Consider the following 12,382-nt stretch of genomic DNA (forward strand, 5'->3'; position numbering starts at 1 on the left):
CTTACACCCTTTCGATGTCGTGACGACCGAACAGCCCGTGCGGACGGATCATGACGGTAAGAATGAGCACGGCAGCGACGATAAGCTCACGGCTTCCGCCTCCGACAAGCGGATCGAGGAAATCAGCGCCAACGTTTTCGACGACGCCCAGGATGATGCCTGCGATCACGGCGCCAAGGATACTGTCGAGACCACCGAGAACGGCAACCGTCAGACCTTTGAGAAGCAACAGCGACAGCGCCTGATCGACACCCTGAATCTCGCCCCAGATAACGCCAGCGGCGACGGCAACAACGGATGCCAATGCCCAGGACAACCCAACGCCGCGCTCAACCGCGATACCGACCGACCACGAAGCCATGTAATCATCCGCGATCGCCCGCAACTTGATCCCGGTCCGGGTTCGGAAAAACAGCATGAATGCGACAAACAAGGCGAGCGCAACACCGGCACCAACCAGATGGATGCGGCTGATGAAGATGTCGCCCAGGAACAGCGGATCATAGCTGACGCCCAGTTCCATCGAACGCGACGTCCCGCCCCAGATCGCAAGCGTTGTACCCCGCAGGAAAATGTCGAGGCCGAGTGTCAGCATCAAGATCATGACAACCGGCCGACCTGCGAGACGGCGCAGGGCAACACGCTCAATGCCGAACCCAAGGCCTAACATTACAACCGCAGCCAGAGGGATGGCCAGCCACAAGGGTAAACCCACGTCGCGTGCCAGCGCCAGGACCACATAGGCCCCGACCATGGTCAACCCGCCCTGCGCCAGATTGGGCACCGAAGATGCCTTGTAAATCAGCACGAGGCCGATGGCGAATAGCGAGTACAGCAGACCCGTCAAGGCTCCGTTGATCGCAAGCTCTGATAGAAAGACCCAGTCCATTTATACCTCCCTGATGGGAAGGCTTCTTTCGACCTTCCCTACTTCCCCGGTCTCGTAAGTCACCTGCGCGCTTACATGGACCTCTTTTGAACCGTCGTAGAGCGCCGCGATCACGTCAGCATAGCGTTCCTGAACGACCTTCCTCCGCAGTTTTCGGGTTCGCGTGATTTCACCATCGTCCGGGTCGAATTCTTTCGGCAGACTGACAAAGCGTTGCAGGCGCAATGGTTCGGTGACGGCCTTGTTGACCCGTTGGAAGGCCTCGCGAAGCAACGTCGCGACCTCTTCACGCTGAGAAAGATCGGCATATGACACGTAAGGTACGCCGTTCACTTCGGCCCAGTGCCCCACGGCCTCGAAATCCACGCAGACCATCGCCGTCAGTTCCTTCAGCCCGGCGCCAATCACGGCCGCATCCTTGATATACGGGCTGAATTTCAACCGGTTCTCGATGTAGTTTGGAACGTAACGTTCACCGTCGGCGGTGTGCATGACCTCGGATACACGCCCCAGAACAACCAGGTGTCCGTCGTCCTCCAGATAGCCGGCATCACCTGTATGCAGCCACCCGCCGTCAAGGGCTTCGGCGGTCGCTTCGGGTTTGTTGAAGTACCCTTTAAACACGCTGTCCGAGCGCACCAGGATCTCACCGTCTTCGGCAATGCTGACCTCGACGCCAGGCGCGGGTTTGCCAACCGTATGAAGACGGACCTCGCCCGGAGCCTGAATCGCGTTGATCGCGCTGTTCTCGGTCTGGCCGTAGAGCTGACGCAACTTGATCCCCAGGGCGCGGTAGAACACAAAGGTGTCTTCCCCGATCGCTTCACCGCCGGTGAACGCATTCTTGAGGCGGCTCATCCCGAACTGGTCCTTGATCGGACCGAAAACAATCGCCTCGCCCAGAAGCCGGCCCAATGGCTCAAGAACACCGCCGCTTTTGCCATTCAGCTTGCGCGTTTCCGCCGCGATGGCCCGATCCATGAAAAAATGGTACAGCCACTTCTTTAAAGGGGTCGAATTTTCGATACCAACCTGGATTGTCGTCAGCATCTGGTCCCAGCTTCTTGGCGCCGCCAGATAGAATGTCGGAGCGATCTCGCGCATGTCGCGCACGACCGTTTCCTGGCGCTCAGGCACATTCACGGTGAAACGCCAAAGGAGTGCCGCGGCAACGGTTATGGCGTAGTCTCCCACCCAGGCCATCGGCAAGTACGCGAGGATCTCCTCATTTTCGTCGAAGGCACCCGCCGCATGTCCATTCCGAGCAGCAGCAAGAACGTTCTTCTGACTCAGTACGATGCCCTTCGGCGCGCCCGTCGTTCCGGAGGAGTGCAGAAAAATGGCCGGATCTTCCGGCTTCGCACGACTAAGCAGTTCCTCACGCAGGCCCGGGGTTTCGTTCAGATCGTGCTGACCAACTTCGATCAGGTGATCCCAGGACAACAGTCCTTCAACCTCGTAGAAGCCAAGACCGCGCGCTTCATCATAAATGATGTGGTCGATGCCCTCGGCGCCCGCGTCCTTCAGTTCCAGGATCTTGTCAACCTGTTCCTGATCTTCGGCGATGGCCGCGACGATTTCGACTTCGCCAAGAAAGTGCCGGAGTTCTTCGAGCGTCGCGCCGGGATAGGCAGGCATTGCATAGGCACCCAGCAACGAAATAGCCAGCATTCCGCCATACAGCCGCGCCCGGTTGTCGCCCAGGATAAGCACCGCCTTGCCCGGTGTTACGCCGATTTTCTCAAGCCCGGCCGCGCAGGCCAGCACCTCTTCGGCGTATTCCGCCCATGTGGTTTCCTTCCAGATCCCACGCTCTTTTTCGCGAAGCGCGATTTCCGAACCGTGTTTCGAGGCGTTCCGCGCCAGAATTGCGCCGATCGTGTCGCCGCCCGAAGACTGTTTCTTCGTCAAATCAGTCATGCGACCCTCCGATATATGCCTCGATGACCCGCGGGTCCTTCACAACCTCCTTGGGGATGCCACTGGCGATCATTTCACCATAATTCAGGGCCAGCATCCGATCACAAATGCCGGTGATGACATCCATATGGTGTTCGATCAGCAGAACGCTGACGCCGCGTTCGGCACGGGCATCCAGAATGAAACGGGACATATACCCTTTCTCTTCCTGGTTCATGCCGGCCATCGGTTCATCGAGAATCAGCATCTGTGGCTCGGCCACCAATGCCCGCGCCAGCTCGACCCGTTTTTTCAACCCGATCGGAAGGCCATCGACCAACTCATGCCGGATGCTCTCGAGTTGTAGAAACTCGATCACCTCTTCGACGATCTTGCGGTTTTCGATTTCTTCACGCTGTGCTGCCCACCAGTAAAGCGCGGTGCGCAGAACGCCCGGTTTCATGTGGATGTGCCGCCCCAGCAGGATGTTGTCCAGAACGCTCATCCCGTTGAACAAGGCAAGATTCTGGAACGTCCGGGCGACGCCGAGCTTGGCAACCTTGTGAGGTGCCGTACCCGTGATTTCCTTTCCTGCCAACCGGACAGTCCCCACATTCGGTGGGTAGAACCCGGTAATTGCGTTCGTCAGTGTTGTCTTGCCGCTGCCGTTCGGGCCGACAAGTCCAAAGATTTCCCCCTGCCGAATGACGAGGTCCACACCGGTGACAGCGACGATGCCGCCGAACCGTCGCTCGACCCCGCTGCACTCCAGTATCGCCCCATCATCGGCTCCGATTGCTGTTTTAATCTTAGTCGTCATCTAGATATCATTGTCCCCCTAAGGTTCACGGCCAACATCAGGTAATCCGGAAGTAGTCCGGCCGCCCCGTTGGCCATGGATCCCCCCACAATTGCTGCCCACCGTCGATGTTCAGAACTTCTCCGGTTACGAATTTCCCTGAATTCGCCGCCATATAGACAACCCCTTCAGCGACATCCCATTCGTCCCCGGCGTGCCGCATCGGGTTGGAGTCCTGAAAGGTCGCAGAACCCTCCGGAGGGTAGTTCCCGAAACCGTTGCTTTCGCAGCAACCCGGCGCCACGCAGTTCACTCGGATACCGTGCGGGGCCCACTCCACCGCAACCGACTTGGACAGGTAAACTACCCCTGCCCGGGCCGCACAGGTATGCGCGATGCCGGGCATGCCGCGCCAGATATCGGCCACGATGTTGACGATGGAGCCCGATTGCTTGTTGGCAACCCAGTGGCGCGCCGTGGATTGCATCATCCACCACGTGCCGTTCAGGTTGGTGTCTATGACCGCATTCCAGCCCTTTGGACTAAACTCCAACGCTGCTTGCGGAAACTGACCCCCAGCATTGTTCACCAATACGTCAATCGCCCCGAACTCCTGGTTCGTCTTGGCGACAAAATCCTCGACCTGCTCAGGCTCCCGGATGGTCATAGGCACAGCGAAAACTTCGCCCCCGAAACTTTCAAGGAACTCCTTGGCCAAAGCCAGTTTCTCTTCGTTGCGTCCATTGATCGCCAGATTGGCCCCGAGCCTTGCGAACAAGGTCGCAATTGCCAGCCCCAATCCGCCTCCGGCCCCGGTCACCACAACGACTTTGCCGGTGAATAAACCGCTTGCGTAAACGGTTGCACGTTTTGATAGGTCCTCCCTCGAAGACCCAAACTGCGTCTTATTCATGACGCCTCCTCCCATTCCCATTAGGGGCAGCTGCCAGTAATCTAACGGGTGTTAGAAAATTGGTCAAGACAACTTTTCCCACCAGCCCCGCCCGTTATCTCCGATCAGTAAGACTTTGGAAGTCCAAGGGCTTTTTCTGCTATGAACGACAGAAGCATCTGCGGTGTCACCGGTACGATGCGGAACAGCAGAGCTTCACGTACCAGTCGCTCCACGTGATATTCCTTAGCATATCCGAATCCGCCAAACGTAATTTGCGCGGCTTCGGTCGCCTCGACCGCGGCGTCGGCGGCCAAAAGCTTGGCGGCGTTCGCCTCGACGCCGCAGGGTTCTCCCGCATCGTAGAGGGCTGCAGCGTGCATCACCATGAGATTGGCAGATTCCACTCGCGCCCAGGCTTTGGCGAGTGGATGCTGAACACCCTGATTTTGGCCGATCGGGCGGTCAAAAATCACACGTTCGTTTGCATAATGCGCCGCTCGCGCCAGTGCGTTGCGCGCAATACCGATGCATTCACCGGCCACCAGGATGCGTTCGGGATTCAACCCGTGCAAAATTTGCCTAAAGCCTTTGCCCTCCTCCCCGATCAGGTCCTCAGCCGGAATCGGCAATCCATCGATGAAGACTTCGTTCGAATCGACAGCCTTTCGACCCATCTTTTCGATCTCTCGCACGTCAACGAAATTTCGGTCGAGATCTGTATAGAACAGGCTCAGCCCTTCGGTCGGGCTGCTCACATCCTCTAGCCGCGTTGTTCTGGCCAGAAGCAACATCTTGTCCGCCACCTGCGCGGTAGAAATCCAGACTTTTTGTCCGTGCACGACATATCTGTCCCCCTGCCGCACCGCCATGGTCTTCAGCTTTGTGGTGTCTAACCCGGTCGTCGGTTCGGTTACGGCGAAACAGGCCTTTTCATCGCCTGCTATTAGAGGGCCAAGCATACGCGCGCGCTGCTCATCGGTCCCAAACTTCACCACCGGGTTGAGCCCGAAAATGTTCATGTGGATGGCCGAGGCTCCGCTTGCGCCGGCCCCCGACTCGGCAATTGCCTGCATCATTATGGTCGCCTCGGTGATCCCCAGACCCGCGCCGCCGACAGCTTCTGGCATGGCGATACCTAGCCAGCCGCCATCGGCCATTGCCCTGTGCAGATCATGGGGAAAACCACCGTTGCGATCCCGATCCAGCCAATAGTCGTCGTCGAACCCTGCGCAAATCCGCAGAATCTGGTCGCGAATCTCTTGTTGGTCGGCGGTCAATCGAAATGTCATAGCGCGCGCCCTCCCTCCAATCTTACGAGCCCAGCCTCACATAGGGCAGCGATCCGCTCATCGTTAAAACCAAGATCACGCAGAATGCTTTGGCTGTCTGCGCTAGGCGGTCGTCCCAGCCAACGAAGCTGACCGGGCGTCGCGCTGAGATGAGGGACCGGACCAATGACCTGGGTCTGTTCGCCGTCGACCGACACGATGTCCCCACGATGGCGTATCTGCTCGTTCGTCATGATCTCTTCGACGCTCAACACACGCGAGGCAACCGCATCATGGCGGGCGAATACCGCTTCCACTTCCTTAGCCGTGTGCTGCGTGACGAAATCATTGATCGCGTCAAAGACCACCGTCATGTGCCGCGACATCTCGCCCAATGTCGCGAACCGCGGGTCATCGGCGAGGGCATCGCCTCCGACCGCCCGCAACAGGCGCTGCGCGGTTTCCGCGCTCCCTGCCGAAACGCTCAGCCACACCCCATCGGACGTTCGGAACATCCCCCCCGGAGCAAAGTCCATCGGCTGGCGCAGCCCATTGCGTCGCGGCGAGAGGTTCGCGCCAGTCAATGCGGGAACAGGATAATCCATCAACCGAAGCAGGGCCTCGAATACTGCAATATCGACGACCTGACCGCGTGCTATCCCCTTTTCGCGAGCAAATAGCGCGATCATGATTCCCAAAGCGCCCATTAGCCCTGTCGTGCTGTCAGCCGCCGGAAAGCCGGGGTGCATCGGCGGCCCGTCGGGAAAACCGGTCAGATGCGCTAATCCACTCATGGCCTCCGCAGCACGCCCAAACGCTGGCAGGTCGCGCATCGGACCGTCCTGTCCGTAACCTGAAACCCGCAAGACAACCAAGTCCGGGTTCCAATCGTGCAAGACGTCTGGCCCAACACCGGCACGTTCCAGCACACCCGGTCGGAAATTCTCGATCAGCACGTCGGCATCTTCGACCAACTTTCGCAGGATGTCCCGGCCCTCGTCGGACTTCCAGTCCAGACCTAGTGTTTTCTTGTTACGGCCCAAAGTCTTCCACCAGACGCCCACCCCATCCTCTGCCTTGGGTCCAAGGTCGCGCATCATATCCGTCCGGTTGGGGGCTTCGATCTTGATGACATCTGCACCAAAATCCGAGAGTAAAGCTGCCGCAAGTGGTCCGGCAATTACGTGACCAAGTTCTATAATCTTCAGTTGATCAAGGGGTCCAGACATCTGCACTTTCGACTTTGCTAATTTTCTAATGGTTGTTCGATTCCTAGCAAAGGCGAAGTCGGATCTCAAGATTCAAATGTAATCACCTCCCCGAAAACGTAACCGCCCGGTTGTTACCATGGATCAGTTCATTGGCGTCCAGTTCCATGGAAGCGGTTCGTTGAGCGGGTTGGTCATGTGATTGTGGATGCGGTCGAGGATTTCGGCCAGCCAGGCTTGCCGATCGAGGCCGTTCATCTTGGCTGTCTCGACAAGAGACATCGCCCGGGACAGCGTTTCGCCACCGCTGTCGGAGCCTGCAAAAAGCCAGTTTTTTCGCCCGATGCTGATCGGGCGCATGACGCGCTCGGCGGTGTTGTCGTCGATGCCGACGCGGCCATCTCCAAGGAAGAGCTCGAATGACGGCCAGCAGCTGAGACCATAGCGGAAGGCCTTCGCGAGATCGCCCTTGCCGGGAATGCGTAGCAGTTGGGCCTCGGTCCATGCCTTGAAGGCCTAGACCATGGAGCGGGAGTGCGCCTGGCCTGCTGCCAGCCGCAGTTCCGCTGTATTTCGTGCCCTCACGAATTATGGCCAGCCGTGCGTTCTTTCAGGCCTGCGGGACGAAGCGCTCGTCTTTGGCGGCACCGAAGTGGCTCCGACATTCGGCGGTTTTCTCGAAGGCGCGCTTGAGGCGGCGGAATATGCCTACACCGTCCTTAAGATGGGTCGAGGGCGCTCAGAGAAGCGCTTATAACTGCATCTGCGTTCAGGCTGTCGCTGGGGAACCTGAAGTAGCGTTTTCTTTTTTGGGCGGCTTGATCCGGAAGAACAGTGCATAAAATACCGGAACCGCGACCAGCGTCAGGATCGAGGCGAACGCGAGGCCACCCATGATCGTCGCGGCCATCGATGCGAAGAAGGCGTCTGGTAAGAGCGGAATCATACCGAAAATCGTTGTGCCCGCAGCCAGCACGACGGGCCTCAAACGGCTGACCGAGCCATCGATCACCGCCTGATAGTCCTCGACACCTTCGGCGCGTTGCTGATCGATTTCTTCCACCAGCACAATGGCATTCTTCATCAGCATCCCGGAAAGGGACAAGAAGCCGAGAAGCGCCGTGAACGTGAACGGTAGCCCAGTGAACAGCAGACCGAGAACCATCTGTGAACCGGCATGCAAAATTGACCCTGTAGAGGGGTGATCGGCGTCCAAAAATGACCCCCTTACAATGATGTGGATGATGCCCCCGAGGTCATCGGGGAGCGCAGTGTGGGATGTTGGTCGTGGAGACGATAGCGAAGATCCGGCGGGCGTATTTTCAGGACAAGAAGTCGATCAAGCAGATCTGCCGTGAGCTGCGGGTATCTCGGAACACGGTGCGCAAGGTGATCCGGTCGGGTGCGACGGAGCTCACCTATGAGCGAACCATTCAGCCGCAGCCGAAGATCGGGCCCTGGAAAGACATGCTGGACGAGATGCTGGCGGTGAATGCGCGGAAGCCCAAGCGCGAGCGACTGACCCGCATTCGGATCTTGGAAGAACTTCGGGCCCGAGGTTATGATGGCGGCTATGATGCCGTCCGGCGATACGCGGCCTCCTGGTCCAAGGAGGAAGAGGTGGCATCTGCCGCGGCCTATGTGCCGCTAAGCTTCGATCCGGGGGAAGCCTACCAGTTTGACTGGAGCCACGAGATCGTGGTGATCGACGGCGTGACAATCACCGTGAAGGTCGCCCACGTTCGCCTCTGCCACAGCCGGATTCTGTTCGTGCGGGTGGCCTGCCCCGATCGAGTGGTCCGGTTTCAGTCTTAGTGCATAACGGGTCTTGGTGCTAGGGCTGGCGTGGCCGGCGAAGCGGTTCCGGGTGGCGAAGCCGGCCACAAGACGACCACAGGAGCTGGCGGTTTGTAGCCCAGAGATGAGTGTGGGCGCCTTGTGTTGTAATGCCGGCGCCAGCTCTCGATGATGATCTTCGCCTCGGCCAAGCTGTAGAAGATCTCGCCGTTGAGCAGCTCGTCGCGGAGCCTTGCGTTGAAGCTCTCGCAGTAGCCGTTCTCCCAAGGGCTGCCGGGCTCGATGTAGGCGGTCTTCGCGCCGACGGCGGCGATCCAGTCCCGCACTGCCTTCGCCACGAACTCTGGGCCGTTGTCGGATCGTATGTGATCGGGCACGCCCCGCAGGATGAACAGGTCTGACAGCATGTCGATGACGTCGGTCGATCGGAGCTTCCGATCGATCCGGATCGCCAGGCACTCCCGGGTGAACTCGTCGATCAGGTTGAGCATCCGGAACTTCCTTCCATCGTGGGTCCGGCTCTCGACGAAGTCGTAGGACCAGACGTGGTTAGGGCGCTCGGGCCGCAGACGGATGCAGGACCCGTCGTTGAGCCAGAGCCGCGACTTCTTCGGTTGCTTCTGGGGAACCTTCAGCCCCTCCCGCCGCCATATCCGCTCGACCCGCTTCACGTTTACCGCCCAACCGGCTTCACGCAGCAGGGCTGTGATCCGGCGGTATCCGTAGCGCCCGTATTGCGACGCGAGCGCGATGATGTCCGCCGTCAGGACTTCTTCATCGGCCCGACCTTGCGGCACCTTTCTCTGGGTCGAGCGATGTTGCCCGAGCACGCGGCAGGCGAGGCGTTCCGAGACCCGGAACTTCTTCCTGATATGCTCAATGCAAGCACGGCGGCGGGCGGGGCTCAGAAGTTTCCCCTGGCAGCCTCAGCCAAGATCAGCTTCTCGAGCGTCAGGTCAGAGACCGCCTTCCGGAGACGCTCGTTCTCCTTCTCAAGCACCTTCAGCCGCTTCACCTGGTCGGTCTTCAAGCCGCCAAACTCCTTGCGCCACCGATAGTAGGTGAACTGCGTCACTCCAATCGATCGCACCGCCTCGGCCACCGACCGGCCCTGCGATACCAACACATCGACCTGCCGGAGCTTCACGACAATCTCCTCGGGCTTATGCTTCTTCTGGGGCATTCCTTGATCCTCCATCTGGCTCGAAAGCCTACTTCAGGGAGGACCACTTTTCAGGGGGCAGGCCATTCAATTCTGCCAATGGGTGGGAGGATTGGCGATGATGGGACCAAGGCAGGAGGCGCAACCGGCGCTGTTCTACGAGTTCTCGCTTGATGATCACGTCCCGCGAGACCACCTGCTTCGATCCATCGACCGGTTCGTGGATCTGTCCGCGATCCGTGCTTACCTCGCTGATTTCTACAGCCACACCGGCCGTCCTTCCGTCGATCCCGAACTGCTGATCCGGATGCTGCTGGTTGGCTATTGCTTCGGCATCCGGTCGGAACGGCGGCTGTGCGATGAGGTGCATCTAAACTTGGCATACCGCTGGTTCTGCCGCCTTGATCTGAGTGACCGGGTCCCGGACCACTCCACCTTCTCCAAGAACCGCCATGGCCGGTTCCGTGACAGCGAACTGCTGCGCCACCTGTTCGAGACGACCGTCGCGCGGTGCATCGAAGAGGGCCTGGTCAGCGGCCAGCGCATGGCGGTAGATGCCAGTCTCATTGAAGCAGACGCGAACAAGCAGAACTCGACACCGAAGGAGGACTGGGACGCGGCGCGGATCAACCCAGTCGATGCGCCCCGCGCGGTTCGCGAGTATCTCGACACGCTGGATGAGGCCGCCTTCGGCGCGGCCACCGAGGTCACGCCCAAGTTCACGTCGCATTCCGACCCGGCCAGCCAGTGGACGGCGGCGCGCAAAGGGCCGGCATTCTTCAGCTATTCCGACAACTACCTAATCGACACGGATCACGGCGTGATCGTGGATGTGGAGGCCACCAGATCTATCCGCCAAGCCGAGGTCGGCTCGACCAAGACCATGCTGGATCGGGTAAAGGCCAAGTTCGACCTGCATCCCGAACGCCTGATCGCCGACACCGCGTATGGCACCGGGCCAATGCTGGGCTGGCTGGTCGAGCGCAAGATCGCACCGCACATCCCGGTCTTCGACAAGTCCGGACGTACCGACGGCACATGGAGCCGGGCGGACTTCGAGTGGGACGCCGAGAACGACCAATACATCTGCCCCGAGGGCCACGAGTTGAAGCAATTCCGTCGGAACTACTCCGACCCGAACCGGGTGCCGACCGGAAAGGGCAGAACCAAATACCGTGCCCTGAAACTGACCTGCCAAGCCTGCCCCTCCAAGGCGAAATGCTGCCCGCAGGCAGATGCCAGATCGATCACCCGCGAAGAACACGAAGACGCCCGTCAGATTGCCCGAGACATCGCGAAGACCAAGCAATACGACATCTCCATGAAGCTGCGCAAAAAGGTCGAGATGCTCTTCGCGCACCTCAAGCGCATCCTCGGCCTGGGACGGCTCCGACTACGTGGCCCATGCGGCGCAAATGACGAATTCCTGCTCGCCGCAACCGCCCAGAACCTCCGGAAACTGGCAAAGATCTTTCCTGCACCGCAGAAAACGCGCACAGCCTGAAAGGAAAGGTCTTTGTGCGCTCTTCAGGCCGCCACTTTCTGCGCAGGCAAACAGTTGTTTTTCCACAGAATCGGCTCGTTGCCGCCATTAGCTGCACGGTAACTTAATGGCCGTTTCGGAGCTGAGGGTCTTCAACGGGCATTTTCTCCTGACCGGTACCCTGCCCTATGGCTTCTTCCCGATTGCTAATAGCCCCACATCTTCGGTCATTTAGCCCGGGGCGCTGCGCTGAGGTTGGTTTTCGTGTTTCCGAGAGTGTGACCTGTCGGCACCTCAGGGCTAATATCTCAGCTTTTCACCAGATCGCCAATCGGCGGCATCTCCCTCGGCAGTTCACCTACCTTCCTTCGCGGCTACCGCTCTTCTCCCTTTGTCTGAGTTGCATGACATGCTGGTCGCAGCTGTCGTCCCGTCCACAAAGGTCGCCGCCGATCTTTTCCCCCTAACCCGCCAAAGAACAGGGGTGGGCCATTCCTCACGGACCAAAAAGACCGGCGCCTGCCCCTCTCCGCTCACGCTTCGCCTTCGGTCTGGCCGGGCCTTGGCCAGCTGCCAGGTGACCATCATTGCTACACAAACAAGGAGAAGAGCTATGACCACGAGCTGCATCAAATTCACCAGCGCCGACATCGAAACCGCAAAGGGCGTCGGCTCCATCTCGACCCTGACCTTCGATCTCGACATCACGGTCGAACCCGTCGCGAGCACGAACCCTTTGGCCCCCGCGCACCGCGTCCTCGGCCGCTCCCCGCGCGGCAAGCTGGTTGAGTGCGGCGGCATCTGGAAGAAGCAGAACAAGGAGACCGGCGCCGACTACTTCACGCTGACCATCCGCGACCACGGCTTCAACGCCAACCTCGGCAAGGCCGCGAACCAGGACGATCTGTCCCTGCAGGCCGTCATCCCCTGGGGTCCCAAAGACGCAGCGTGAAGCATAGAATCGGCTGGGGCTACCCAGCCG

9 protein-coding genes and 3 pseudogenes are annotated in these 12,382 nt (G+C 59.4%); 3 read left to right on the plus strand and 9 right to left on the minus strand.

Annotated features, from left to right (window positions below):
• Position 1: 1 nt before the first annotated feature.
• The 8 genes and pseudogenes from JQ863_RS12285 to JQ863_RS12320 all read right to left on the minus strand — a co-directional run.
• Positions 2 to 889, minus strand: a complete 888-nt coding sequence (locus JQ863_RS12285) for a branched-chain amino acid ABC transporter permease (protein ID WP_142494382.1) — start codon at positions 887 to 889, stop codon at positions 2 to 4.
• The gene (locus tag JQ863_RS12290) at positions 890 to 2,809 is read right to left on the minus strand and encodes an AMP-dependent synthetase/ligase (protein ID WP_204114532.1); all 1,920 of its coding nucleotides are present in this window, start codon (positions 2,807 to 2,809) and stop codon (positions 890 to 892) included.
• Positions 2,802 to 3,608: an ABC transporter ATP-binding protein gene (locus JQ863_RS12295; protein ID WP_036538081.1), complete on the minus strand. Its 807-nt coding sequence runs from the start codon at positions 3,606 to 3,608 to the stop codon at positions 2,802 to 2,804. The genes JQ863_RS12290 and JQ863_RS12295 overlap by 8 nt, the downstream gene beginning before the upstream one ends.
• Before the next feature lie 37 nt (positions 3,609 to 3,645).
• Positions 3,646 to 4,500 (minus strand): SDR family oxidoreductase, encoded by an 855-nt coding sequence (locus JQ863_RS12300; RefSeq protein ID WP_028284935.1) that lies wholly within the window; start codon positions 4,498 to 4,500, stop codon positions 3,646 to 3,648.
• 104 nt (positions 4,501 to 4,604) lie between these two features.
• Positions 4,605 to 5,771 (minus strand): acyl-CoA dehydrogenase family protein, encoded by a 1,167-nt coding sequence (locus tag JQ863_RS12305; protein ID WP_185959053.1) that lies wholly within the window; start codon positions 5,769 to 5,771, stop codon positions 4,605 to 4,607.
• Complete coding sequence (locus tag JQ863_RS12310) at positions 5,768 to 6,979, minus strand: CaiB/BaiF CoA transferase family protein (protein WP_142494384.1); 1,212 nt, start codon at positions 6,977 to 6,979, stop codon at positions 5,768 to 5,770. The genes JQ863_RS12305 and JQ863_RS12310 overlap by 4 nt, the downstream gene beginning before the upstream one ends.
• 123 nt (positions 6,980 to 7,102) lie before the next feature.
• Positions 7,103 to 7,525: pseudogene (locus JQ863_RS19460) on the minus strand (IS66 family transposase); the annotation flags it as partial.
• Positions 7,526 to 7,727: 202 nt separating this feature from the next.
• Positions 7,728 to 8,123, minus strand: a pseudogene (locus tag JQ863_RS12320) (efflux RND transporter permease subunit); the annotation flags it as partial.
• A 113-nt stretch (positions 8,124 to 8,236) separates the two neighbouring features.
• Here JQ863_RS12320 and JQ863_RS12325 point away from each other — a divergent pair.
• A pseudogene (locus tag JQ863_RS12325) lies at positions 8,237 to 8,734 on the plus strand (IS21 family transposase); the annotation flags it as partial.
• A gap of 35 nt (positions 8,735 to 8,769) precedes the next feature.
• Here JQ863_RS12325 and JQ863_RS12330 read toward each other — a convergent pair.
• Positions 8,770 to 9,938, minus strand: a protein-coding gene (locus tag JQ863_RS12330; RefSeq protein WP_204114533.1) for an IS3 family transposase whose coding sequence is annotated in 2 segments (ribosomal slippage) — positions 8,770 to 9,674 and positions 9,674 to 9,938 — 1,170 coding nt in all. Because the reading frame shifts where the segments join, the coding sequence is not laid out codon by codon here.
• Between the two features lie 97 nt (positions 9,939 to 10,035).
• Here JQ863_RS12330 and JQ863_RS12335 point away from each other — a divergent pair.
• Positions 10,036 to 11,421: a transposase gene (locus JQ863_RS12335; protein WP_204114534.1), complete on the plus strand. Its 1,386-nt coding sequence runs from the start codon at positions 10,036 to 10,038 to the stop codon at positions 11,419 to 11,421.
• 592 nt (positions 11,422 to 12,013) lie between these two features.
• Positions 12,014 to 12,352, plus strand: coding sequence for a DUF736 domain-containing protein (locus tag JQ863_RS12340; RefSeq protein WP_142494386.1), 339 nt, complete (start codon positions 12,014 to 12,016; stop codon positions 12,350 to 12,352).
• The last annotated feature ends 30 nt before the right edge of the window (positions 12,353 to 12,382 follow it).

Source organism: Shimia biformata (assembly GCF_016888515.1).
GTDB classification, from domain to species: Bacteria; Pseudomonadota; Alphaproteobacteria; order Rhodobacterales; family Rhodobacteraceae; genus Shimia_A; species Shimia_A biformata.